Source organism: Myceligenerans crystallogenes, from assembly GCF_039529775.1.
In the GTDB taxonomy this organism is placed as follows: Bacteria; Actinomycetota; Actinomycetes; order Actinomycetales; family Cellulomonadaceae; genus Myceligenerans; species Myceligenerans crystallogenes.
Window position 1 is genome coordinate 220,271 of the sequence record NZ_BAAANL010000001.1, and the last position, 23,807, is coordinate 244,077.

The 23,807-nt window shown below is 72.6% G+C and carries 19 protein-coding genes; 10 read left to right on the plus strand and 9 right to left on the minus strand.

Features of this window, described 5'->3' with window-relative positions; genetic code table 11:
- Window positions 1-77: 77 nt before the first annotated feature.
- Together ABD208_RS00835 and ABD208_RS00840 are read right to left on the minus strand one after the other, a co-directional pair.
- The gene (locus ABD208_RS00835) at window positions 78-1,262 is read right to left on the minus strand and encodes a Gfo/Idh/MocA family protein (protein ID WP_344098769.1); all 1,185 of its coding nucleotides are present in this window, start codon (window positions 1,260-1,262) and stop codon (window positions 78-80) included.
- Complete coding sequence (locus ABD208_RS00840; RefSeq protein ID WP_344098770.1) at window positions 1,259-3,259, minus strand: DUF6807 family protein; 2,001 nt, start codon at window positions 3,257-3,259, stop codon at window positions 1,259-1,261. Before ABD208_RS00840 ends, ABD208_RS00835 begins: the two co-directional genes overlap by 4 nt.
- A gap of 143 nt (window positions 3,260-3,402) precedes the next feature.
- Here ABD208_RS00840 and ABD208_RS00845 point away from each other — a divergent pair, with 143 nt between their 5' ends.
- The 4 genes from ABD208_RS00845 (at window position 3,403) to ABD208_RS00860 (ending at window position 8,680) form a co-directional block, all read left to right on the plus strand.
- A complete protein-coding gene (locus ABD208_RS00845; protein ID WP_344098771.1) occupies window positions 3,403-4,326 on the plus strand; it encodes a carbohydrate ABC transporter permease in 924 nt (307 codons plus the stop codon).
- Window positions 4,319-5,251, plus strand: coding sequence for a carbohydrate ABC transporter permease (locus ABD208_RS00850; RefSeq protein WP_344098772.1), 933 nt, complete (start codon window positions 4,319-4,321; stop codon window positions 5,249-5,251). Before ABD208_RS00845 ends, ABD208_RS00850 begins: the two co-directional genes overlap by 8 nt.
- 116 nt (window positions 5,252-5,367) lie before the next feature.
- Window positions 5,368-6,699: an ABC transporter substrate-binding protein gene (locus tag ABD208_RS00855; protein ID WP_344098773.1), complete on the plus strand. Its 1,332-nt coding sequence runs from the start codon at window positions 5,368-5,370 to the stop codon at window positions 6,697-6,699.
- A gap of 193 nt (window positions 6,700-6,892) precedes the next feature.
- Complete coding sequence (locus tag ABD208_RS00860; protein WP_344098774.1) at window positions 6,893-8,680, plus strand: UxaA family hydrolase; 1,788 nt, start codon at window positions 6,893-6,895, stop codon at window positions 8,678-8,680.
- Here ABD208_RS00860 and ABD208_RS00865 read toward each other — a convergent pair.
- Window positions 8,673-9,467: a ThuA domain-containing protein gene (locus ABD208_RS00865; RefSeq protein WP_344098775.1), complete on the minus strand. Its 795-nt coding sequence runs from the start codon at window positions 9,465-9,467 to the stop codon at window positions 8,673-8,675. The genes ABD208_RS00860 and ABD208_RS00865 overlap by 8 nt on opposite strands.
- Before the next feature lie 38 nt (window positions 9,468-9,505).
- On the opposite strand from ABD208_RS00865, the gene ABD208_RS00870 reads away from it, so the two are divergent.
- Together ABD208_RS00870 and ABD208_RS00875 are read left to right on the plus strand one after the other, a co-directional pair.
- On the plus strand, window positions 9,506-10,837 hold the full coding sequence (locus ABD208_RS00870) for an NAD(P)/FAD-dependent oxidoreductase (protein WP_344098776.1): 1,332 nt from the start codon (window positions 9,506-9,508) through the stop codon (window positions 10,835-10,837).
- A gap of 189 nt (window positions 10,838-11,026) precedes the next feature.
- Complete coding sequence (locus tag ABD208_RS00875; RefSeq protein WP_344098777.1) at window positions 11,027-11,839, plus strand: MerR family transcriptional regulator; 813 nt, start codon at window positions 11,027-11,029, stop codon at window positions 11,837-11,839.
- A gap of 88 nt (window positions 11,840-11,927) precedes the next feature.
- Here ABD208_RS00875 and ABD208_RS00880 read toward each other — a convergent pair whose 3' ends face one another.
- The 3 genes from ABD208_RS00880 to ABD208_RS00890 all read right to left on the minus strand — a co-directional run bounded on the left by ABD208_RS00880 (window position 11,928) and on the right by ABD208_RS00890 (window position 15,610).
- The gene (locus tag ABD208_RS00880) at window positions 11,928-12,920 is read right to left on the minus strand and encodes a DUF808 domain-containing protein (RefSeq protein ID WP_344098778.1); all 993 of its coding nucleotides are present in this window, start codon (window positions 12,918-12,920) and stop codon (window positions 11,928-11,930) included.
- Between the two features lie 56 nt (window positions 12,921-12,976).
- A complete protein-coding gene (locus ABD208_RS00885) occupies window positions 12,977-13,456 on the minus strand; it encodes a tRNA (cytidine(34)-2'-O)-methyltransferase (RefSeq protein WP_344099989.1) in 480 nt (159 codons plus the stop codon).
- A 297-nt stretch (window positions 13,457-13,753) separates the two neighbouring features.
- Window positions 13,754-15,610 (minus strand): phosphoenolpyruvate carboxykinase (GTP), encoded by a 1,857-nt coding sequence (locus ABD208_RS00890; protein ID WP_425561066.1) that lies wholly within the window; start codon window positions 15,608-15,610, stop codon window positions 13,754-13,756.
- A 271-nt stretch (window positions 15,611-15,881) separates the two neighbouring features.
- Between ABD208_RS00890 and ABD208_RS00895 the strand changes: the two genes are divergently transcribed.
- Entirely contained in the window at window positions 15,882-17,378 is a 1,497-nt protein-coding gene (locus tag ABD208_RS00895) for a helix-turn-helix domain-containing protein (RefSeq protein ID WP_344098780.1), read from the plus strand.
- A gap of 17 nt (window positions 17,379-17,395) precedes the next feature.
- On the plus strand, window positions 17,396-18,148 hold the full coding sequence (locus ABD208_RS00900) for a hypothetical protein (RefSeq protein WP_344098781.1): 753 nt from the start codon (window positions 17,396-17,398) through the stop codon (window positions 18,146-18,148).
- An 8-nt stretch (window positions 18,149-18,156) separates the two neighbouring features.
- Here the strand turns inward: ABD208_RS00900 and ABD208_RS00905 are convergent, their stop codons facing one another.
- Window positions 18,157-19,917 (minus strand): glycerol-3-phosphate dehydrogenase/oxidase, encoded by a 1,761-nt coding sequence (locus ABD208_RS00905; protein ID WP_344098782.1) that lies wholly within the window; start codon window positions 19,915-19,917, stop codon window positions 18,157-18,159.
- A gap of 61 nt (window positions 19,918-19,978) precedes the next feature.
- On the opposite strand from ABD208_RS00905, the gene ABD208_RS00910 reads away from it, so the two are divergent.
- Window positions 19,979-20,575 (plus strand): amino-acid N-acetyltransferase, encoded by a 597-nt coding sequence (locus ABD208_RS00910; protein WP_344098783.1) that lies wholly within the window; start codon window positions 19,979-19,981, stop codon window positions 20,573-20,575.
- Window positions 20,576-20,578: 3 nt separating this feature from the next.
- On the opposite strand, the gene ABD208_RS00915 is transcribed toward ABD208_RS00910, so the two are convergent.
- Together ABD208_RS00915 and ABD208_RS00920 are read right to left on the minus strand one after the other, a co-directional pair.
- Window positions 20,579-21,784, minus strand: coding sequence for a Fic family protein (locus tag ABD208_RS00915; RefSeq protein ID WP_344098784.1), 1,206 nt, complete (start codon window positions 21,782-21,784; stop codon window positions 20,579-20,581).
- 70 nt (window positions 21,785-21,854) lie between these two features.
- On the minus strand, window positions 21,855-22,787 hold the full coding sequence (locus ABD208_RS00920; protein ID WP_344098785.1) for an HhH-GPD family protein: 933 nt from the start codon (window positions 22,785-22,787) through the stop codon (window positions 21,855-21,857).
- 211 nt (window positions 22,788-22,998) lie between these two features.
- On the opposite strand from ABD208_RS00920, the gene ABD208_RS00925 reads away from it, so the two are divergent.
- Window positions 22,999-23,766, plus strand: coding sequence for a DUF4232 domain-containing protein (locus ABD208_RS00925; RefSeq protein ID WP_344098786.1), 768 nt, complete (start codon window positions 22,999-23,001; stop codon window positions 23,764-23,766).
- The last annotated feature ends 41 nt before the right edge of the window (window positions 23,767-23,807 follow it).

Below are 23,807 nucleotides of genomic sequence, written 5' to 3' on the forward strand. Positions count from 1 at the left end.
CTGTTTTCGCCGTTCAGGCGGTATTCGCGCGAGTAAGCGCTTACCCGTGCGAATACCGCCTGAACGGCGAAAACGGCCTACCTCGTCCAGGGGGCCTGGAGCTCCGAGAAGAGCTTCTGCTCCGCGGCCACGCGTTCGCACCACGACTCGATGTCCGCGATGACCGGCCAGCGGCCGTCGTCCGTGCCGCGCCATTCGAGCCAGGCGTCGTCGGACACGATCTCCCGCGGCTCCGGGCCCGTGCGGACCGCCTCCAGGACGCGCATGAACGCGCCGGTCTCGGCGACCTCGCAGAGCAGCGGGCCGCCGGTGCGGCGCGCGGCGAGCAGGTCCTCGAGCAGGTCGGTGCGGCCGTACTCCTTCTCGGCCGTGACCGAGCCGGTCCGCAGCAGCACGCGGTCGAACTCGTACTCCAGCGTGATCGTGCCGCGCGTCCCGTGGACGATCACGCGCGACGCCGTCCGCACGTCCGTGCAGAGCGTCAGGCCGAAGCCGTACCGCCGCCCGTCCGTGCCGACCACGCGGACGGACGACGTGTCGTCCGCCTCGATCGGGTTCGCGTGCCACAGCTCGGTGTCCACGTAGGCGACGTCCTCGGCGCGGCGGGCCCCGCCGATCCGCAGCGCGGTCGCCACGGCGTGCGCGAGCGGGTTCGTCACGACGCCGTCGACGACGTCGTGCCCGTCCAGGTGCCGCCGCCCGGCCCACGCCGACCGTGCCCAGTACGACGCCGTCCGCACCCACGCGCCGACCGCCCCGATCCCGGTGACCTCGCCGATCTCCCCGCTCTCGACCATGGCCGTCACGGCGGGCAGCGCGTGCGACCCGTACGTCTGGAAGCCGACCTGGCAGAGCCGCCCGGTCCGCCGCGCGACGTCGACGAGCGCCGCGTGCTCCGCGAGCGAGGCGGTGGTCGGCTTCTCCAGCAGCACGTCGATCCCCGCCTCCATGGCCGCCTGCGCGAGCGGCAGGTGGGTGTGGATCGGCGTGGACAGGACGACGACGTCGGGCAGCGGCTCGGGCCCGGACAGCAGGTCCCCGAGGTGGGCGTACCAGGTCGCCCCGGAGGCGTCGAGCGCCTCGCGATCCGGTTCCCGCGGGTCGACGACGGCGACGAGCCGGGCCTCGCCCCGCGCCTCCAGCTCGCTGACGCGCCGCACGTGCGACGCGCCGTGCCCGTGCACGCCGACGACGGCGATGCGCGGGGTGCCGGTCTCGCCGGTCCCCGGGGTGGCCCGGCCCGGCGGCGGCGTCGTCGTCATACGATCGCCTCCGCCACCGCGGCGGCCTCGCCCGCGTCGAGCTCGGTGTCGAAGAGCGCCGCGACCAGGCCCGTCGTCACCGACCCGCCGGCGGGCACCACCAGCGGCGCGTCCCAGGCGAGGGCCGGGCAGGCGCCCGGGTACTCGGCCGAGCGCACGAACCACGGCCGCACCGTGCCGGGCTGGGCGAGCACGAGCGTCGTCGGGCGGTCGCCGTGCCGCTGGGTGAACGCGATCCACGGCGAGCTGCTGCCGTGCGCGAGGGTCTCGCCCTCGCCCGCCACGGACAGCACCCGGGTGGAGTCGGCGATCGGCAGGCGCCAGAACAGGCCGCCGTAGCCCGCGCCGGGCCGCCCGTTGGTGGCGGGGGAGCGGATCTCCAGCGGGCCCTCGGTCGCGCGGAGGGTCGAGCGCCAGTCGAGCGCCCAGCCGTCCTCGAGCAGGCGCGCGGTCAGGGTGCGCTCCTCGGTGAGCTGGCGGCCGCCGTGCTCGTCGAGCCAGGCCAGCGTCTCGGTCAGGGCCGCGCCGGCGGGGCGCAGGTCGCTCGTGATCTGGCGCCCGTGGTTCTGCAGCAGGGTCGGGCCGACGTGCTCGATGAAGGTGCGCCCGCCCCAGTGGCTGGTGCCGTTCACGTCCGCGACGGCCATCCCGACGCCGTAGTGGTGCCGGTGGTCGACCGGCCCGGAGTCGGTCAGCGGCGTGCCGCCCAGGGTGTGGACCGGGTGCAGGTACGGGCGCGGGGCGTGCACGGGCGGGATGCGCTCGCCGCTCTCGCGGCGCGCGAGCGGCGTGCCCGCGGGGCCGTGGAGAACGATTGCGTCCTGGTCCTCGGACCAGTTCAGCGTGGTGCCCGACGGCGCCGGCGCGTCGTCGGCGGGTGTCGCCTGCTGCCCCGGCTCGCCGGCGGGTACCGCGCGGTCCGTGACATGCACGCGCTCGGGCCGGACGGGGACGGGTCCGGTGCTGGCGCGCACCTCGAGTTCCGTGGTGAATCGGGCGGACCGGGCAGGCTGGGCGTCGTCGTCCATCACTGCGGCTAGCTCCTTCCAGGCGTGTCGGCCGAGCTCCGCCTGCGGCACGGCGACGGTGGTGAGCGCCGGTGTCGCGTAGCGGGCCAGGTCGATGTCGTCGAATCCGGCCACCGAGATGTCGGCGGGCACGGCGACCCCGGCCTCGTTCAGGCCGGCGAGCAGACCGAACGCGACCAGGTCGTTGAAGGCGACGGCCGCGGTGGCGCGGCCGTCGAGCACGGCGCCGGTCGCCGCGTGGCCCGCGGCGATGTCCGGCCCGGCGGGGATCTCCTGCACGTCGAGGTGCGGGTGGCGCGCCAGGGCGCGGCGGATGCCCGCGCGGCGCTGCGCGTCCGACGCCGAGGCGCCCGGGCCCGCGAGATACACGAGCCGGGTGTGGCCCAGCGTCACGAGGTGCTCGATGACCTGCACCGCCGCGCCCTCGTAGTCGACCAGCAGGCTGGGCGCGAGTACATCGTTTACCTGACGCCCGCCGGGAGCGGTACCGTCGGCCCGGGGAGGAGGTGGTGCCTGACGATTCAGCACGACGACGGGCTCGACCTCGGGGATCAGCTTGCCCAGGTCGTCGTCGGACATGCGCGGGGAGACGAGCACCAGCGCGTCGCAGCGCAGCCGCGCCTCCAGCGCGATGGCGGCCTCCTGGGTCTGGTCCTCGGCGGTGTCCGCGACCAGGACGCGGTAGCCGTCCTCGTCGGCGGCGTTCATCACGCCGTGGAGGATCTGCTGGAAGACCGGGTTGCCGACGTCGGGCATGACGAGCGCGACGGTCCGCGTGCGGCCGAGCGCGAGGTTCCGCGCGGCGTTGCTGGGCCGGTAGCTCAGCTGCTCGGCGGCCTCGCGGACGCGTTCGGCGATGTCCGCGGCGACCGTGCTGCGGCCGTTCATCACCCGCGACACCGTGGCGCGCGAAACTCCCGCGGCCTTGGCCACGTCACCGATCGTCACTGCTGGTCGCCTGATGCTCACGTGCTGAAGGTACACCATGGGAAACCGGTTCCTCATGTGGTACGTTCTGCAACAGCAACCGGTTTCCTGGTTGTGGGTGCAACGGCGGGCCCCTTGCCGCACCCACGGGCGGGAATCCAGGTCGACGAAGACCGGAGGACGGAATGTCTGTGATCCAAGAGGTCGCTCGGACGCGGGGGGCCGCGCTCGAACGACGTAAGGGCGACGGCAAGTGGGCCGCGTTCTTCCTCGCCCCATGGTTCGTGGGGTTGTTCCTCATCACGGCGGGCCCCATGGCCGCGTCGCTGTACCTGTCCTTCACGGACTACGACCTGTTGTCGGCGCCGGAATGGATCGGCCTCGACAACTACGTGCGCATGTTCGAGGACCCGCGGCTCCTGAAGTCGCTGCAGGTCACGTTCACCTACGTGCTCGTGTCCGTGCCGCTCCAGCTCGCCGCCGCGCTCGCCCTGGCCCTGGTGCTCGACCGCGGCCTGCGCGGGCTGGCCCTGTACCGGTCGGTCTACTACCTGCCGTCACTGCTCGGCGGCAGCGTCGCGATCGCGATCCTCTGGCGGCAGATCTTCGGCGCGGACGGCCTGATCAACCAGGTGCTGAGCCTCGTCGGGATCGAGGGCGTCGGCTGGGTCTCGCACCCGGACCACGCCCTGGGCACGCTCATCATCCTCAACGTGTGGACCTTCGGCGCCCCGATGGTCATCTTCCTCGCGGGCCTGCGGCAGATCCCGCAGATGTACTACGAGGCCGCGTCGATCGACGGCGCCGGCAGGTTCCGGCGGTTCTGGTCGATCACGATGCCGCTGCTCACGCCCATCGTGTTCTTCAACCTGGTGCTGCAGCTGATCAACGCGTTCCAGAACTTCACGCAGGCGTTCGTGGTGAGCGGGGGCAACGGCGGCCCCGCCGACTCGACCCTGCTCTACACGCTCTACCTGTACGAGAACGGGTTCTCCAGCCTGGACATGGGCTACGCCTCGGCGATGGCCTGGTTCCTGGTCCTGATCATCGGCGGTATGACGCTCGTCAACTTCCTCGCCTCGAAGTATTGGGTCCACTACGATGACTGAACTCACGACCGACTCGAAGCTCACCTTCGCCGAGCCGGCGCCGTCGGCCCCGCAGCGGAGCCGCCGCAACAGCCCCAGCAGGGCGGCGCGGAACGCGCGGCACGGCCTCGTGACCGCCCTCAAGCACACCGGGCTGATCCTCTTCGGCTTCGTGATGCTGTACCCGCTGCTGTGGATGGCGGTCAGCTCGATCAAGCCGGACGCGCTGATCTTCCGGGAACCCGGGCTCATCCCGACCGAGACGGACCTCAGCAACTACACCGAGGGCTGGGACGCGCTGCTGCACCCGTTCAGCCACTACCTGATCAACTCGGCGATCATCGTGCTCGGGTCGGTGCTGGGGAACCTGTTCTCCTGCTCGCTGGCCGCGTACGCGTTCGCCCGGCTGAAGTTCCGCGGGCGCAACTTCTGGTTCGCGATCATGCTGATGTCGATCATGCTGCCGATCCACGTCATCATCGTGCCGCAGTACGTGATGTTCTCCCAGCTGAGCTGGATCAACACGTTCCTGCCGCTGATCGTGCCGAAGCTGCTGGCGACCGACGCGTTCTTCATCTTCCTCATGGTGCAGTTCTTCCGCGGCATCCCGAAGGAGCTCGACGAGGCCGCGCGCATCGACGGCGCCGGGCACCTGCGCATCTTCTGGCAGATCATGATGCCGCTGGCGGTCCCGGCCCTGGCGACGACCGCGATCTTCACGTTCATCTGGACGTGGAACGACTTCTTCAGCCAGCTGATCTTCCTCACCAAGCCGGACATGTACACGGTGCCGATCGCGCTGCGGACCTTCGTCGACACCTCGGGCGAGAGCTCGTGGGGCGCGCTGTTCGCGATGTCGATGGTCTCCCTGGTCCCGGTGTTCCTCGTCTTCCTCTTCGGCCAGAAGTACCTGGTCAAGGGGATCGCCACGACAGGCATCAAGTAGCCGGCGCGCCGGGTGCCACCAGTACCCGGCGGCCGCCGTCGTCCCGCTCCGTCCCTCCGAATCCGTTCCTCCGAAACGACCGATACGACGACGTCTCGTCACCCAGAAGGAGAGAAATGCGTACCACAACGAACCAGCGCCACCGGCGGGCCGCCGCGGTGGCAGCGGGGGCCGCGGCCGCCGCACTGATCCTGTCCGCCTGTTCCGGCGGCGACTCCGGGCTCGGCGGGGGCGGCGAGCCGGTCGAGGCCAAGGAGTGCCCGTGCGAGATCCGCTTCGCCTGGTGGGGCTCCGACGAGCGGCACGCCGCGACCGAGGAGATCATCGCCGCGTTCGAGAAGGAGAACCCGGACATCGACGTCGTCCCCGACTTCACCGACTGGGACGGCTACTGGAACAAGCTCTCGACGGCCGTCGCCGCCGGTGACACGCCCGACGTGATCACCCAGGAGGAGCGCTACGTCTCCGACTACGCCACGCGCGGCGTGCTGGCCGACCTGGGCACGCTCGACATCGACACCTCGAAGATCGACGAGGCCATCCTTGCCGGCGGCCAGATCGACGGCACCCAGTACGCGCTGCCGACCGGCATCAACTCCTACGCGCTCATGGCGAACCCCGCCGTGTTCGAGAAGGCCGGCGTCGAGATCCCGGACGACACGACGTGGACCTGGGAGGAGTACGTCGAGACCGCCAACGCGATCTCGGAGGGCGCCGGCAAGGGCGTCTGGGGCGTCCAGGACTACGGCTTCAACGAGGCCGGCCTGAACATCCTCGCGCGTCAGAAGGGCGAGAGCCTGTGGACGCCCGAGGGCGAGATCGGCGTCTCCGAGGAGACCGTGGCGCAGTTCTACCAGACCTCGCTCGACCTCATGGAGGGCGGCGGCCAGCCCGACGCCTCGCGCTCGCTGGAGTACCAGCACGCGGGCCCGGAGGGTTCGCTCGTCGGCACGAACGTGGGCGGCATGGCGCACTTCTGGTCGAACCAGCTCGGCGCGCTGACGGAGGCGTCCGGCGAGGAGATCCAGCTGCTGCGGTACCCGGGTGAGACCGAGGGCGAGCGCACCGGCGTCTACTACAAGCCGGCGATGTTCTACTCCGTGTCGGCGAAGACCGAGTACCCCGACGCCGCGGCGAAGTTCGTGGACTTCATGCTCAACGCCGAGGAGGCCGCGAAGATCAACCTGACCGACCGCGGCCTGCCGGCGAACTCGGAGATGCGTGAGCTGATCACGCCGGAGCTGGCCGACGCCGACCAGGCGATGGCCGACTACATGGCCGACATCGAGGACGAGATCGTCGACGCGCCGCCGGTGCCGCCGAACGGGTCGGCCGAGATGGAGGAGATCATGGAGCGGATCAACACCGAGGTGTTGTTCGAGCGGATCACGCCCGAGGAGGCGGCGACCATGTTCATGGAGGAGGTCGGGGCGGCCATCGCCGGCTGATCCCCTGGGCTCCTGTTGAGGGGGCCGGCGCGCGCGGCCGACGGGATGTCCGCCGCGCGCCCCGGCCCTCTCGGCTGCGTCCGGCGGGCACCGATCATCGGTGCCCCTGGTGGTGATCTGGTGGGTGGGCCTGCGCCCAGGGGTCTGCGAGACTGGTGCGAGGTCTTGGGAAAGCGCTTTTCGGAGGGGAATCGTGGGATCTGGATCTGCTGACCTGCTGGTGCTGCGTGAGGGCGACGACGTCGCCGTCGCCACGCGCGATCTGCGTGGCGGGGAGGAGGTCTCCGCGTCGGGGCGGGCGTTCGTCGTCCGGTCGGACGTGCCGCGCGGGCACAAGATCGCGATGTCCGACGTCGGCACGGGCGGGCTCGTGCGCAAGTACGGCCAGGCGATCGGCATGGCGACGTCGGACATCGTGGCGGGCGACCACGTGCACTCCCACAACCTCGTGTTCGACGACGACGCCGCCCTCGCCCTCCGGCGTGACGACACCTCGGGCCGGGGTGCCCCGGGTCCGGAGGCAGGGGGTTCCGCGCCCGGCACCGCCTTCGGTGGCGGGGTCACGCCTTCCGCGGCGGGGGAGCGGCTGACGTTCCGGGGCTACCCGCGGGCCGACGGGCGGGTCGGGACGCGGAACTACCTGGCGATCCTCACCAGCGTGAACTGCTCGGCCTCGACGGCGAAGATGATCGCCGACCAGTTCCGCGGGGCCGCGCTCGACGAGTTCCCGAACGTGGACGGGGTCATCGCGCTGACGCACACGAGCGGCTGCGGGATGGTGCCCGAGTCGGAGGGCGGGCAGATGCTGCTGCGCACGCTGCGGGGCCATGCGGCGCACCCGAACGTCGCCGGCCTCCTGGTCCTCGGGCTGGGGTGCGAGATGGTCCCCGGCGCGGCGCTGTCCGCGCGGAGCGGGGCGAGCGTGGATCTCGGGATGCCGGCCATGCCGGCGCCGGGAAGGACCGCCACGGGGTCGACCAGCGGGGAGACGCCCGCGGTCGCCGGGCACGAGGTCGCGGCGGCGTCGTCGGGCGGCGCGCCGTCGTCGGGCGTCATCGGCAGTGGCGGCGTCGACCCTGGTGTCGACGCGGGACTGCTCGCCTCGATTCCCGCGGACACCGTGGTGCGGTCGCTGACCATCCAGGAGACCGGGGGTGTGCGCGCGACCGTGCGTGCCGGGGTGGCGGCCGTGCGCGCGATGCTGCCGGAGCTGAACGCCCGGGAGCGGGTCGAGTGCGACGCGTCCGAGCTGGTGCTGGCTCTGAACTGCGGGGGATCGGACGGGTACTCCGGGATCACTGCGAACCCCGCGCTCGGCTGGGCCTCGGACCGGCTGGTGGAGCTGGGGGCCGCCTCGGTGCTGGCCGAGACGCCCGAGGTGTACGGGGCGGAGCACCTGCTCGCGGCGCGGGCCACGGAGCCCGCGGTCGCCGAGAAGCTCTTCGGGCGGATCGAGTGGTGGCGGGAGTACGTCGCGGCCGGGGGCGGGACGCTCGACAACAACCCGTCGCCGGGCAACAAGGCCGGCGGCCTGACCACGATCCTGGAGAAGTCGCTCGGAGCGGTGGCCAAGGGCGGCACCGCGCCCATGTCTGCGGTGTACGAGTACGCCGAGCCGATCGAGCCGCACGTCGGGTTCTCGTTCATGGACACCCCGGGCTACGACCCGGTGTCGGTGACCGGGCTGGTCGCGGGCGGGGCGAACGTCGTCGTCTTCACGACGGGCCGCGGGTCGGTGTTCGGCTGCCGCCCGTCGCCGTCGATCAAGGTCGCCACGAACACGCCCATGTACGAGCGCATGTCCGAGGACATGGACGTCAACGCGGGCGTCATCGTGGACGGCGAGGCGACCGTGGCCGACGTCGGCCGGGTGATCCTCGACCGCATCCTGGCGGTCGCCTCGGGCGAGCGGACGGTCAGCGAGGACCTCGGCATCGGCGCCGAGGAGTTCATCCCCTGGCACGTCGGCGCGGTCACCTGAGCCGGCCGGGCTCCTGTTCCTGGCCCAGCAGCCAGCCGGCCGCGGCGCGGAGGAAGGCCCGGTGCGACCCCGAGCCGAAGCTGCGCGGGTCGTGGCCCAGGCCCGAGTAGACGGTGCGGCCGCCGTGGGCCTCGTTCGCCCAGGCGACCGGGTGGACGTGGGTGCCGTCCGGGGCGCCGCTGCCGGGTCCCGGGCCGCGGGTGGTGAGCAGGACCCGGGACGTCTCCGCGACGACGAGGTGGCAGTAGCGCTCGTCGAACGCCGCGATCGACGACGCCGCGGCGTCCGCCCCGGGGCCGCCCGCGGCGGTTCGACCGGCGACGGTCCCGCCCGCGGCCGTTCCGCCGGTGCCGAGGCCGTCGGTGACCGGATGCCCCGGGACGACGTCGAACACCGCGTCCCCGATGGGCGGATGCATCGACACGCCCGGGATCCATCGCCCGCCGAGGATCTCCTCGAAACCGGGTGCGTCCGCGAACGTGTTGGCGGCCTGGTGCAGCGCCAGGATCGCCCCGCCGCCCCGCGCCCACCCGGCGAGCCGCTCGTGGAACCCGGCCCAGGCGGCGTCGTCCCCGTCGAACGCCGGATCCACGCGCCCGCTCCCGGAGTTCACCACCAGCAGCCCGGCGTCGTCCAGGTCGCCGAGCGCGTCCCGCCACGTCGACCGGACGGCGACGTCGCCCAGCTCTCCCAGCAGTTCCGCCACCACGTGCGAGGTGGCGGCGTGATCATGCCAGGGATCCTCGTACCGTCCCCGCCCGGCCAGAACCACGATGCGCGTCGTCACACCGCGATCCTGCCACGAGACTCCGATACGGTCGGTTCGTGAGCTCAGTTCTGCGTGCCGGCCCGTCTCGTCCGCCTCGGATCCTTGTCGTCGGTGCCGGGCCCGGAGGGTCCGTCGCGGCGATCGCGCTGCGGCGCGAGCTGCCCGACGCCGAGGTCACGCTCGTCGACAAGGCCACCTTCCCGCGCGACAAGACCTGCGGCGACGGCATGGGTCCCGGCGCCCGGAGGATCCTGGAGCAGCTCGGGCTGACCGAGGTCTTCGAGCGCTTCGGCACCCCGACCGGCGTCGCGATCAGCGGCCCCGGCGGCGTGTCCGCCGCCATCGAGAAGTCGACCATCGCCCACGGTGACTTCCGCGGCTACGTCGTGCCGCGCCTCGACCTCGACGAGGCGCTCAAGAACGCCGCGGTCGAGGCCGGGGTGACGTTCCGCGAGGGCGTCTCCTTCCAGGGCATCGAGATGTCCGACGACGCCGGGGGCGCCGTCGTCCGCCTCGCGCGGGACGGCACGGGCCAGGGCGGCACGACGACGCCCGCCGTCGGCCACGATCCGGCGGCCGAGACCGGGGTGACTACCGAGGCGTACGACCTCGTGGTGGGCGCCGACGGTGCCTACTCCGCCGTCCGGCGTGCGCTCGGGATCGCGCGCCCGGCGAAGAAGGACACGATCATCGCGATGCGGGCCTACGCCACCGTGACGCATCCGGAGCGGGTGCTGGCGGACACGCTCTGGTTCGACTTCATCGACGAGCTGCTGCCCGCCTACGGGTGGATCTTCCCGCTGCCGGGCGACCGGGCGAACGTCGGCATCGGCATTCCCGTGGACCTGCTGGCGCAGCGGGAGCAGAAGCTCGGCGAGCTGTTCGACGTCTACCTCGCCGACCTGCGGCGGCGCGGGTTCGAGGTCACCGACGTCGGGTCGCACGCGACGCATCAGCTGCCGCACGGGGCGCGGCAGGCGATGACCGCGGGCCCGTACCCGGTGGTGCTGATCGGGGACGCGGCGGCGACCATCAACACGCTGTCCGGCGAGGGCATCTTCTACGCGATGGCGGCGGGCGTGCAGCTGGCGGAGCACCTGGCGGCGGCCCGGGCGAGCGGCGGGGACGACGCGCTGCGCGGCACGGGGGTCCTGCAGACCGTGCGCTCGTTCGAGCGGGCGTTCACCAGGCGGTTCACGCGCCACCACCGCACCTGCGGCCTGGGCCAGCGGCTCATGCGGTCGCCGCGCTGGGCCCGGTTCACGATCCACTCGGTCGGCAGGGACCAGTCGGCGATGGCCACGGTCACGTCGATGATGTTCGACGAGGGTTCGGTCGGCATCAGCCACGTCCTGAAGGCGGCGGTACGCGGCGCCCTCCGGGCCTGACCCCTGACCCTGACCCCCCGTCCGAGCAGCCGCGGCCGCCGCCCACCGGCGACCATGTCATCTCGGTCGATGGCAACGCTTCCACCGGCCGAGATGACATGGTCGCTGGCCGGTCCTCTCCGGCCGGCCGGATGGGGATGGGGGTGGCGGGGTTGACACTGACACCGTGGTAGGCGGGAGAACTGGACCATGTTGTCCATCGGAGCGTTCGCGCAGATCGGCCAGGTGACCCACCGCATGCTGCGGCACTGGGACCAGGCCGGGCTGCTCGTGCCCGCCCACGTCGACGAGTTCAACGGTTACCGCTCGTACGACCCGTCCCAGCTCGACCGGCTGCACCGGATCGTGGCGCTCCGCGCGCTCGGGTTCGGGCTCGACGACATCTCGGCCCTGCTGGCCGAGGGCGTCGGGCCGGACCGGCTCGCCGGGCTCCTGTCGGAGCGGCGCGGGGAACTGGAGCGGGAGCACGCGCTGGCGACCGCGCGTCTGTTCGACGTGGAACGGCGGCTCCGCTTCATCGCAGAGGAGAAGACCATGCCTGGCATCGAGATCGTCACCAAGAAGCTGCCCGCCGTCCGGATGGCCGCCCGGACCTTCACGGTCGCCGAGCAGCCGGAGATCGGCCCGCTCGTCGGCCCGGCGTTCGACGCCGTCGCCGACGCCGTGACCGCCGCGCACGGGCCCGGGCGGCTCGGGATCCCGATGGCGACGTACACGATGGTCGAGGACGGCATCACCGCCGTCGTCGGCTTCGAGTACGGCGGCGAGGTGCTCGACGGCTTCGAGATCGCCGAGCTGCCCGCCGTGGACGAGGCGTTCTGCACCGTCCACCTGGGCTCGATGGCCGGGATCGGCGGCACCTGGCAGGCGCTGCACACGGAGCTCACGGCGCGGGGGTTCGCGCCGTCCGCGCCGGGCCGGGAGGTCTACCTCCGCGCCGAGGGCGAGGACCAGTCCGACTGGGTCACGGAGATCCAGCAGCCGGTCACCCGCGCGCGGTAGGGCCGCCGACCATCGAGTGCCCGCGACGCGTCACGCCTGATCCCAGGGAGGCCGTGACGCTTCGCGGGCGCTCCGCCTGCGGCTGCGGTCAGGCAGGTTCCGGGTGGTCCTGGTGGGTGTCCGCCGCGGCGGCGTCGGCGGGGGTGTGGTCGTCCTTCTTGCCGAAGGGGAGCACGTGCAGCACGCCGACGACGACGCCGCCCACGATCACGCCCGCGATCGCCGAGCACAGGGTGTTGAAGAGCCACGCCAGGACGGCGCCCGCCACCGGGACCGCGTGGTGGATGGCCTCCTCCACGCCGTGCACCCAGCCGTACGGGGCGTGCCAGCCCAGCTCGTCCGCGCCCACCAGCAGCAGGTGCCCGCCGACCCAGAGCATCGCGATGGTCCCCACGACGGAGATCACGCTCAGCACCCGCGGCATGCCCGCGACGAGGGCCCTGCCGAACCGCTGCGCGCCCGGGGACTCGCGCTGCGCCAGCAGCAGCCCGACGTCGTCCATCTTCACGATGAGACCGACCACGCCGTAGACGGCGATCGTGATGAAGACCGCGACGACGACGAGCGCGCCCAGGCGGAACCAGAAGCTCTGGTCCGCCACCTCGTTGAGGGCGATGACCATGATCTCGGCGGACAGGATCAGGTCGGTGCGGATCGCGCCCGCGACGACGGTCTTCTCGGCGTCGGGTCCCTTGACGGCGGCGGGCTTCGCGTGGTTCCCGCCGTGGCCGAACCAGCCGAGGATCTTCTCCGTGCCCTCGAACGCGAGGTACGTACCGCCGATCATGAGGATCGGCGTGAGCGCCCACGGCGCCCACTGCGACAGGATCAGCGCGATCGGCAGGATGAACAGCAGCTTGTTGCGGATCGAGCCGATCGCGATCTTCTTGACGATCGGCAGCTCGCGGTCGGCGGTGACGCCGTGCACGTACTGCGGCGTGACGGCGGTGTCGTCGATGACGACGCCGGCCGCCTTGGCGGTGGCCTTGCCGGCGGCGGCGCCGACGTCGTCGATGGAGGCGGCCGCGAGCTTGGCGAGCGCGGCGACGTCGTCGAGCAGCCCGAGAAGTCCGGCGCTCATCGGCTCGTCTCCGGCGTGCGAGGGGCAGCAGGGTGCGCAGCAGGCATGGCTGCAGCCTACGGGAACCGGCTGGGTGAATCCTCCGGCTGCTGCCCCGCGAAGTCGTGCTGGCGCCAGGCCTCGTACGTCGCGATCGAGGCGGCGTTGGTGAGGTTGAGGGAGCGGCGGCCGGGGAGCATCGGGATGGTGAGCTGGTCCGTGACGCGGGGGTGGGCCAGGACCTCCGCCGGCAGACCGGTGGGTTCCGGGCCGAACAGGAGGATGTCGTCCGGGCGGTAGGCGACGTCGGTGTAGCGGGTGGTGCCGCGGGTGGTGAAGGCGAAGACGCGGGAGCCCGGGAGGGTGGCCAGCGCGGCGTCGAACGACTCGTGGACCTGCATCACCGCGAGGTCGTGGTAGTCGAGGCCCGCGCGCCTCAGCTTCGCCTCGGACAGGTCGAAGCCGAGCGGCTCGATCAGGTGCAGCCGGGCGCCGGTGACCGCCGCGAGCCGGATCGCGGAGCCGGTGTTCCCGGGAATCCGTGGCTCGAGGTACATGACGTGGAGGAGCGGCGTCTGCGGCAGGTCGGGTGGTTCGGCGTCGGGCACGACGTCGATTCTCCCCGATCCGCGCCTCCCGAGCGCCCCGGCGCACGGGAAAGGCCGGGGCAGCAGGGGTTCTTGTGGAGCCTGCTGCCCCGGCCCAGGTATCCCTCCGAGTGAGGGGCCCGGCCGGTCTGCCTCAATTTCCCGGCCGGGAGTTCGTGGGGTGGTGCTGGTCCAGGCAGGCCCGATCGGCGGATCTGGGGGTCAGGTCACCGCCGAGCGGGGCCTGCCGGGAGTCTGGTGGCGGATTCAGCCGTCCAGGCGGTCGCGGAGGTTCGCGAGCTGCTTGTGCAGCGCGGCGGGCACGCGGTTGCCGAACTGCCCGAAGAACTCCTCGGTCAGGTCCGTCTCCGTGAGCCACGGCCCGGCGGGCACGTCGAACAGCGCCTCGAGGACCGGCGCCGGGAGGTCCAGCCCGTCCACGTTCAGCGCGCCGTCGGCCGGAACGCGTCCGACGGCGGACGCCACCGACCGGTCCTCGCCCTCGCCGCGTGCGGCGGCGACCTGCCCGGCGATCCACTCGATCACCCGCGAGTTCTCGCCGAACCCGGGCCACAGGAACGACCCGTCGGCGCCCTTGCGGAACCAGTTGACCTGGAAGATCAGCGGGCGCCTGGCCTCCTCGACGAGGTCGCCCACGCGCAGCCAGTGCGCCCAGTGGTCGGCCATGTTGTAGCCGCAGAACGGCATCATCGCGAACGGGTCGCGCCGCAGCTCGCCCACGGTGCCCTCCGCGGCGGCCGTGCGCTCCGAGGAGATCGTCGCGCCCAGGAACACGCCGTGCTCCCAGCCCAGCGACTGCGTCACCAGCGGGACGTTCGACGCGCGGCGCCCGCCGAAGACGATCGCGTCCACGGGCACGCCCGCCGGGTCCTCCCAGGTGTCGGCGATGGTCGGGCACTGCGCCGCCGAGACCGTGAACCGTGAGTTCGGGTGCGCGGCGGGCTCGTCCGAGTCCGGCGTCCAGTCCCGGCCGCGCCAGTCGGTCAGGTGGGCGGGCGGCTCGTCGGTCAGGCCCTCCCACCAGACGTCGCCGTCGTGGGTCAGCGCGACGTTGGTGAAGATCGTGTCGTGGTCGAACGTGCGGACGGCCACGGGGTTCGTGCTCTCGCCCGTGCCGGGTGCGACGCCGAAGAAGCCGGCCTCCGGGTTGATCGCCCGCAGCGACCCGTCCGGCCCCGGCCGCATCCACACGATGTCGTCGCCGAGCGTCTCGACCTTCCAGCCCGGGATCGTGGGCTGCAGCATCGCGAGGTTCGTCTTGCCGCAGGCGCTCGGGAACGCGGCGGCCAGGTGGAACTGCCTGCCCGCCGGCGACGTGGCGCGGATCAGGAGCATGTGCTCGGCCAGCCAGCCCTCGTCGCGCGCCATCGCCGAGGCGATCCGCAGCGCGAAGCACTTCTTGCCGAGCAGCGCGTTGCCGCCGTAGCCGGAGCCGTAGGACCAGATCTCGCGGGTCTCGGGGTAGTGCACGATGTACTTCGTGTCGTTGCAGGGCCAGGCAACATCAGCGACGTCGTCCGCCAGCGGCGCCCCGACCGAGTGCACGGCCGGGACCCACTGCGCCCCCGCGTCGATGAGGTCGACCACGGCACCCGACACGCGCGTCATGACGTGCATGGAGACGACGACGTAGGGCGAGTCCGTGATCTCGATCCCCACCTGCGAGATCGGCCCGCCGACCGGGCCCATCGAGAACGGCACCACGTACATGGTGCGGCCGCGCATGGCGCCCGCGAAGACCTCGTCCAGCTCGGCGCGCATCGCGGCGGGCGCGACCCAGTTGTTGGTGGGGCCGGCGTCGTCCTCGCGCTCGGAGCAGATGAACGTGCGGGACTCGACCCGCGCGACGTCGGACGGGTCGGAGCGGGCGAGGTAGGAGCCGGGCCGCTTCGCCTCGTTCAGCTTGATCAGCGTGCCCGCCTCGACCATCTCGTCGACGAGGCGCTGCTTCTCCGCGGCGGAGCCGTCGCACCAGACGACGCGGTCGGGCTGGGTGAGCGCGGCGATGTCGTTGACCCAGGCGCGCAGGTCGAGTGGCTGCCCGGCGAGGCCGGGGGCGGCGGAGCCGGACGGGGACCCGGCGGCGGGAGCGGCCTGGGGCATGGCACCGGCGCCGAAGGAGGCACCGGCCTCGGAGGTCTCCGAGACGAGCTCGGCGACAAGGCGGGTACGGCGCGGGTTCGCGAGGAACATGCTGGCTCCCATCTGCAACAACTGGCTGGGTTTCCAGCATGCGCGTGCTGTGGTCCGATTTACCATCGGATCCGTTGTCAAGATCGGCCGATCTTTACATATGATGAAGCCGAGCGCTCCTGCGGGAGTGATCTGGGGCACACCGGCATGGAACGGTCGGCAACGGAGAGGGAGGGTACGTATGCGGAACCAGGCGTCGTCGTCCGACATCACGGGCACCGCCGACGACGACGAGACCGACCTCATCACCCTCGGCCGCCGCGTGCGGCACGCGCGCGGCGCGGCCGGGCTGACGCTGGACCGGCTGGGCGAGCAGGTCGGCGCGGCGGCGAGCCTGCTGAGCCTGATCGAGAACGGGCGCCGGGAGCCGAAGCTCTCCCTGCTGAAGTCGATCGCCGCCGCACTGGGCCTGTCGCTGAACGACCTGCTCGACCCCGAACCGCCGTCGCGCCGCGCGGCCCTGGAGATCGCGCTGGACCGCGCGCAGCGCGGGCCGCTCTTCGCGGGGCTGGGGCTGCCCGCGGTCAAGCCGTCGCAGAAGCTGCCGACGCCGGTGCTGGAACAGCTCGTCGGGCTGCACGAGGAGATCGCCCGGCGCGCCCAGGAGGCCATCGCCACCCCCGAGGAGGCGCGCCGCGCCAACACCGAGCTGCGGCTGGAGCGGCAGGCGCGCGACAACTACTTCCCGCAGTTCGAGACCCTCGCGGAGGAGCTGGTGCGCGGCGCCGGCTACGCGGGCGGGGCGCTCACGCACCGCACGGTCGCGGTGCTCGCCGAGCGCCTCGGCTTCACGATCCTGCACGTCAGCGACCTGCCGCGGTCCGCGCGTACGGTCACCGACCTGCACAGCGGCCGCATCTACCTGCCCCTGGCGTCGGTGCCGGGCGGTCACGGGCTGCGCTCGCTGGCGCTGCAGGCGATCGCGCACCGCGTGCTCGAGCACGAGCGGCCGCGCACCTATGCGGAGTTCCTGCGGCAGCGGGTCGAGATCACGTACTTCGCGGCCGCGTGCCTGGTGCCGCAGTCCGCGGCGGTGCCGTTCCTCGCCGAGCGCAAGCGCGAGCGGGACCTCGCGGTCGAGGACTTCCGCGACGCCTTCGGCGTCACGCACGAGGCCGCCGCGATGCGGCTGACCAACCTCGCCACGGTCAAGCTCGGCGTCCCGCTGCACTTCCTGCGCGTGGGGGACGACGGCGCGCTGTTCCGCGGGTACGAGAACGACGGGCTGCGCTTCCCGCGCGACGCCACGGGCGCCATCGAGGGGCAGCTGGTCTGCCGCCGCTGGGCGGCCCGCGAGGCGTTCGCCCGGCGCGACGTCGCCACGGAGTACTACCAGTACACGGACACCCCCGCGGGGACGTACTGGTGCTCCACCCAGACCGGCTCCGGCGACACGGGCGCCTTCTCCATCACCGTGGGCGTGCCGTACGCCCACGCGAAGTGGTTCCGCGGACGCGACACCCAGGTGCGCAAGGTGTCCACCTGCCCGGACCCGGCGTGCTGCTCGCGCCCCGCGCCGGAACTGGCCGAACGCTGGTCCGGCGCGGCCTGGCCGTCCGCCCGCATGCACCAGCAGGTCCTCGCGGCCCTCCCGCGCGGCGCCTTCCCGGGCGTGGACGACGCGGAGGTCTACGCCTTCCTGGACCGCCATGCGCCGAGTGACGATCCCTCGGAATGAACAGGTAGTTTGTCGCTGTGGCCACGAATCTCGCATGCGTCGGACTGGATGTGCGGACCCGGAGCGGGTTCCGGGACCTGGTGCAGGGCGCGCTGCCCGAGGCCAAGGTGATCGCCGAGGAAGGGGGTGTCCGGCTCCAGGTCTGGACCGACGCGAGCGGCGCGCGGCTCGTCATCACCACCGAGGGTGATCTGGTCCGCGCCGTGACGACGTCGTACGCGGGACCGCTCGGCGCACGCCTGGCCGACGTGCGGGCCGCCGACGGCGGCCTCGCGATCGCGGAGATCGTCGACGCCGACGGCGACATCCTCGCGGGGCTGGCGTGCGAGCTGGAGGAACTGCAGCTGCTGGGCGACGCCGAGGACGTGCCGCCGGGGGACGCCTGCATCGTGGGGCTGGGGCGGTCCGTGGAGGTCTTCGCCGGGGCGGACGAGTTCCTGGCGTCGGACGCCAGCCTCATGACGTTCGCGGGGGACGACGACGTCGACGACGGGGGCGAGCCGATGCGGTTCGAGCCGGAGAGCTTCAGCCCGGACGGCGCGTTCACCATGCAGGCCGACGCCGTGGCGCGGGTGAACGGGACCGTGCTGGACGTGGCCGCGCGCCGGGTGGAGCGGACCGGGCAGGAGTTCACGGCGGCCCAGGTGCGGACCGACGGGTTCGAGATCACGCTGTGCGTGCCCGCGGGGGAGCCGCGCCTCGCGGTCGGGAACGTCGTGGCCGCGAACACGTACCTGGTGGCGTCGCTGCCTTCGCTGCTGCCGGCCTGAGCGCGGCGTCACGCCTGACCGAGCGGCCGCATCGGCGCGACCTCCTCCGCCTCCTCCATCAGGTGCTCCGCCGTCTCGTCGTCCGGGGCCCGCAGCGCCTCGAGTTCCGCCTCGACGCGGCTGTGCCACGTCTCGATCTCCCGCTCGCGGGTCGCGTCGTCCCAGCCCAGCAGCGGCCCGACGATGTCGGCGACCTCCTGTGCCGCGGCGACGCCCCTGTCCTGCACCTCGTAGATCAGCCGCGTGCGGTGCGCCAGCACGTCCTCCAGGTGCAGCGCGCCCTCGTGCGACACCGCGTGGTGCACCTCGGCCCGCAGGTACGCGGGCGCGTTCGCCAGCGGCGCCGCCAGCCCCGGATCGGCCTCGCACAGCTCCACCAGGTCGGTCAGGTTGGACCCGTACCGGTGCAGCAGGTGATCCACCATCGGCGGCCTCCACCCGAACCTCTTGGACCACGCCCGCGCCTGCCGCTGCACCGCCTTCAGCCCGATCGCGCCGGTCAGCGGGATCTGGTGGGTGATGCTCGGCAGGGCTGCCGCCCGCTGCCCGATCGCGAAGTCCACGGCGTCCTTGGCCATGACCCGGTACGTGGTCAGCTTGCCCCCGGCGATCACGGTCAGCCCCGCCGTCGGCGACGCGACGGTGTGCTCCCGCGAGACCTTCGCGCTGGACGTGCCCGCCTTGGTGCCCGGCTGCAGCAGCGGCCGCAGCCCCGCGTACGTGCCGATGATGTCCTCGCGCGTCAGCGGATGGGCGAGCACCGCGTTGGCGTGCTCCAGCACGTAGTCGACGTCCGCGCTGGTGGCGACCGGCTTCTCGGGCTGGAGCCGCCACGGCGTGTCGGTGGTCCCGATGATCCAGTACCGCGACCAGGGGATCACGAACAGCACCGACTTCTCGGTCTGCAGGATCAGGCCCACGTGGCCCCGGATCCGGTCGCGCGGCACCACCAGGTGGATCCCCTTCGACGCCAGCACCCGCAGCCCGCCGGCCGGGCTGTCCGGCTGCCCCGCCAGCTCCTGCGTCTCCTCGGTCCAGACCCCGGTCGCGTTGATCACCGCCCGCGCCCGCACGGTGATCTCCCGCCCGGTCTCCAGGTCGACGACGACGGCGCCGTTCACCGCGCCCGTGCTGCCCTGCGTCAGCGACACGACCTGGGTGCGGCTCGCGACGTAGGCGCCGTACGACGCCGCGGTCCGCACCAGCGTGGTCACCAGGCGCGCGTCGTCCACCGACGCGTCCCAGTACTGCACGGCGCCGACGGCGGCGTCGTGCGCCAGGTCCGGGAACTTCGCCTCCATCTGGCCCTTCGTGAGGTGCCGGTGGAACGGCATGGGCCGGCGGCCCGGCGTGAGGGTGGCGAGGATGTCGTACATCGCGATGCCGGCGCCCACGTACGCCCGCTCCCAGACCCGGTGCTCCAGCGGGTAGAGGAACGGCACGGGCCGGACCAGGTGCGGCGCGAGCTCGCGCAGCAGCAGGTCGCGTTCGGTGAGGGCCTCGTGGACCAGCTCGAAGTCGAGCATCTGCAGGTAGCGCAGGCCGCCGTGGACCAGTTTGCTGCTGCGACTGGAGGTGCCCTGCGCCCAGTCCTGTGCCTCGACGAGCGCGGTCGACAGACCACGCGTCACCGCGTCGAGGGCGATGCCGGCGCCTGTGACGCCACCGCCGATCACCAGCACGTCGAGTTCCGTGGCGATCTCCGTGCTCGCCGCGAGGGTCGCCAGTGCCTGTTCCCGGGATTCCGCTGTCAGCCGAGTCGATGCCATGTTCCCCAACCCACCACGTGGTGTGGGCAGATGCAAGAGGTACGCGCGTACTGTGGGCGGCGTGACGGTGAACATCCGGCCGGCCCTGCCCGCCGACGTGCGCGCCATCAGGGCACTCGTCGAACCGTATGCGGAGCGCCGGATCCTGCTGGCCAAGGAATGGGTCGGGTACTACGAGGCGGTGCAGGAGTTCCTCGTCGCGGAATCACCGGGCGGTCCCGAGGCGATGTCCGACGACGACGGCGCGCGGCTCGCGGACCGTGCGGGCGGCGGGGGCGCGCCCGGATCCGCGGCCGCGGAGCCGGTGGAACCCGCCGTCGTCGGCTGCGGAGCCCTGCACGTCATGTGGGAGGACCTCGCCGAGATCCGCACCCTGGCGGTCCACCCGGGCTTCCGCGGGCAGCGGCTGGGCCATCGGCTCGTCGAGGCGCTCCTGGACCGCGCGCGCTCCCTCGGCCTGAACCGGGTCTTCTGCCTCACCTTCGAGGTCGAGTTCTTCCGCAAGCACGGCTTCGAGGAGATCGACAGCACCCCGGTCAGCCCCGACGTCTACGCCGAGCTGCTGCGCTCGCACGACGACGGCGTCGCCGAGTTCCTGGACCTGGCCCGCGTCAAACCCAACACCCTGGGCAACTCCCGCATGCTCCTGGAGCTGTGACGCTCAACGGCGGATCAGGCTCTGCGCGAAGTGGTCCAGCACGGCGATGATGCCGGAGTGCTGCCAGACGCGGTTCCGGCGGAGTCCGGTGCGTTCTTCGAGCACGCCCGCTTCGACCAGCTGAGCGAGCGCGTTCTGCGCGGTCTGGTGTCCCATCCCGGCGTTGACCGTCAGGTAGTTCGTGCTGATCACGGGTTGGGAGAGCAGGTGGGGAAGGACCTTCCAGCCTGCCGCCTGCGGTCGCAGGCCGCTCATCCGGGCGCGGGCGCCGTCGATCTGGCCCGACAGCTGATCGACCAGATCGGATCCCGCGTGCGCCGCGAACCGGGCGGCCGCGGCGAACTGTTCCACGATGGGCCGCGCGTCGCCGTCGCGGTATGCCGTCAGGGCCTCGAAGTAGTGCTCGGTGTCCTTGAGCAGCCCTGCGGACACAGGCGCCGTCGTACTGGTGACCAGAGCCTTCGCTCGCAGCATCGAGTGCACGAGCGCGCGGCCGGTACGGCCGTTGCCGTCGGAGAAGGGGTGGATGTTCTCGAACTGCGCGTGCGCGACCGCAGCCTGGACGACGACGGGAAGATCGTCGCGCCGGATGAACTCCATCAGGTCGTCCATGGCCGCGGGAACCAGGTTCGCCTGCGGCGCGACGTGCGATGCGCCGCGGGGGCTCACGGAACTCCGTCCGACCCAGATCAGCGAGTCGCGCCAGCGACCGGCGTGGTCCTCCCATCCCGCCTGGCCGGAGAGGAGCGCGCGATGCATCTCCAGGACGGCGTCCGGATCGAGCCGGTCGGCCAGGGCGAGGGCCGCTTCCATCGCCCGGACGTTCGCCACGACGGTCCGTGCGTTCTCCGACTTCGACTGGTCGATCTCCGCGAGAGCAAGTTGACGTGCGCCGACGGTCAGATTCTCGATCTGGGACGACGACGTCGACTCCGTGCGCAGGAGGATCGAGCTCATGGGGCCGAGCGAAGGGCTCCCGTCGCCGAGCACCCCGCGCGCGTACGAGTCGAAACGTCCGAGTGCGGCAGCGGCCTCCTCGGTGTCGGCCATCAGGCCGGCCGGGACGCTCGGCGCCCATCCGGCGATGCGGGGCGGGATCGTGGACTGATACTCGCCCGAGGCCTCCGCGAGGCGCGCGCGGCTGGTCATGCCGTCGGTCTCGGCGACCCAGTACTCGGTCTGGCGGCCGAAGGCGGGAACCTGGAGCATGGAACGACGTTACTCCATGTTTCGGCGAAACCTGGAGTAAGGCGGGGTGCTTGTTCCAGGTTTCTGTCGGTCAGGTTGCCGGGAGGGTCAGGCTGCCGTCGGCCGTCTGTTCGGCCAGGCCGTCCTCGATGAGGCCCGCGACGGCGCGGTCGAGCTGGGCGCGGCGGGCGGTGCGGTCGGCGGGCGCCGGGCCGACCCACGCCTCGACCAGGACGGCGCGGTCCACCGGGCCGTCCGCCTGCCGGAGGGCCGCCATGACGCGCCCGCGGCACTGCCGGTCCGTGCCGTGCCAGGCCTGGGTGCGGCGCCGGCCCGCGTGCTCGTCGGGCGGGGAGCCCGCGGCGCGCCAGGCGCAGAGCTCCGCCACGGGGCAGGCGTCGCAGCGGGGCGACCGGGCCGTGCAGATCAGCGCGCCCAGCTCCATGGAGGCGGCGGCCCAGACCGCGGCGGCGTCGTCGTCGGCCGGCGCGAGCGCCGTGGCCAGCGCGCGTTCCGCGGCGGTGTACGACGGCGCGGGCAGCGCCGTCCCGCCGACCGCCCGGGCCAGCACGCGCCGCACGTTCGTGTCGACGACGACGGCGCGGCGGCCGTAGGCGAAGGCGCGCACCGCGGCCGCGGTGTACTCGCCGATGCCGGGCAGGGCGAGCAGGTCGTCCTCGGCGCGGGGGACGACGCCGTCGTGCCGCTCCACGATCGTGCGGGCGCACTCCTGCAGGCGCAGGGCGCGACGCGGGTAGCCGAGCCGGTCCCAGGCGCGCAGGACGTCGGCGGTCTCGGCGGCGGCCAGGTCGGCGGGCCGGGGCCAGCGGCCCATCCAGGCCCGCCAGGCGGGCTCGACCCGGACGACCGGCGTCTGCTGCAGCATGACCTCGCTGACCAGGACGCCCCACGGGGTGCGGTCCGGCGCCCGCCAGGGGAGGTCGCGCGCGGCGTCGTCGAACCAGGAGGTGACGGCGGCACGGAGCAGCGCGTGGCCGGTGTGTTCGGCGGTGGAGGCGGTCACGGTGCACCATTCTCCACCGGCCGGCCTCGACCAGGAGATCGCGGGCCGCAGAACCAGGTCTCCGCCCGGCCGCCCTGGGGCGACGGGACGCGACCGCCTGGTTCCGGACGGCGAACTCGTGGTCCGGGCGGTGCGGCGGCGTGGCTCCGCCGGGTCCACGGACGAGGTGGCTACCGTGGGTGGCGTTCGGTCCGGATCGTGGAGTGGAGCGGTGGTGCACGTCCAGGAACGGGTGCGGATCCGGTGGGGCCGGATCGCCGTGCTCGTGGCGTTGCTCGGTGTGGTGGGGGTGGTGGCAGGGCTCGTGGCTGCTGCTGCGTGGCCGGATCCGCCGGCACCGATCGTGAGCGACGCCAAGGAGCATCCGCCGGCGCCCACCGATCCCGGCCAGGACGTGGAGGCTTGTTCCGCGGAGACGCTCGAGGTGGGGCTCACGGCGGACCGAGCGCAGTTCACCGAGGACGAGGCGGTCACGTTCACGGTGAGCCTCACGAACACGGGCGCCGTGCCGTGTCTGGTCGACGGTGCGGACGCCCACCGGCCGGTGATCGTGTGGGCCGGGGAGCCGGGAGAGGCCGAGCCGGTCTGGTCCTCCGCGGACTGCGCCGAGGGCGAGCGGATGCTGCTGCTCGGGCCCGGGTTCACCGACAGCGGGAAGGTCCGGTGGTCCGGCGAGCTCTCCGCCCCGGAGTGCGAGGACGTCGACGGGAAGCTCGCGCCCGGCGGTTACAGCGCGCAGGTGCGGGTGTCCGGCGCCGGGGGCGCGGCCAGCGGCGTCGTGGAGCTCGACCGCCTCGAACCGCCGGAGCCGAGCCCGGAGCCGTCGAAGAAGGCGAAGGACCGGGACAGGGAACCGAGCGCGTCACCGGAGAAGGGGAGCGCCGGCGCGCCGGGAGACGACGCGACCTCGGACTCGTCCGAGCCGGACGCGAGGCCGACGCCGGAGCACCGGCAGGCAACCCCGTCGCCGAGGGGCTAGCGCCGCCGGCCGGTCACCGGCGACGGGCCGCGCGAGCTCGC

Bases quoted from the DNA above. Each gene is read 5' to 3' on its own strand.
- ABD208_RS00855 (WP_344098773.1), top strand. From the start codon at position 5,368: ATGCGTACCACAACGAACCAGCGCCACCGGCGGGCCGCCGCGGTGGCA.
- ABD208_RS00850 (WP_344098772.1), top strand. From the start codon at position 4,319: ATGACTGAACTCACGACCGACTCGAAGCTCACCTTCGCCGAGCCGGCG.
- ABD208_RS00905 (WP_344098782.1), bottom strand. From the start codon at position 19,917: ATGGCATCGACTCGGCTGACAGCGGAATCCCGGGAACAGGCACTGGCG.
- ABD208_RS00890 (WP_425561066.1), bottom strand. From the start codon at position 15,610: ATGCCCCAGGCCGCTCCCGCCGCCGGGTCCCCGTCCGGCTCCGCCGCC.
- ABD208_RS00915 (WP_344098784.1), bottom strand. From the start codon at position 21,784: ATGCTCCAGGTTCCCGCCTTCGGCCGCCAGACCGAGTACTGGGTCGCC.
- ABD208_RS00835 (WP_344098769.1), bottom strand. From the start codon at position 1,262: ATGACGACGACGCCGCCGCCGGGCCGGGCCACCCCGGGGACCGGCGAG.
- ABD208_RS00895 (WP_344098780.1), top strand. From the start codon at position 15,882: ATGCGGAACCAGGCGTCGTCGTCCGACATCACGGGCACCGCCGACGAC.
- ABD208_RS00845 (WP_344098771.1), top strand. From the start codon at position 3,403: ATGTCTGTGATCCAAGAGGTCGCTCGGACGCGGGGGGCCGCGCTCGAA.
- ABD208_RS00880 (WP_344098778.1), bottom strand. From the start codon at position 12,920: ATGAGCGCCGGACTTCTCGGGCTGCTCGACGACGTCGCCGCGCTCGCC.
- ABD208_RS00875 (WP_344098777.1), top strand. From the start codon at position 11,027: ATGTTGTCCATCGGAGCGTTCGCGCAGATCGGCCAGGTGACCCACCGC.
- ABD208_RS00885 (WP_344099989.1), bottom strand. From the start codon at position 13,456: ATGTACCTCGAGCCACGGATTCCCGGGAACACCGGCTCCGCGATCCGG.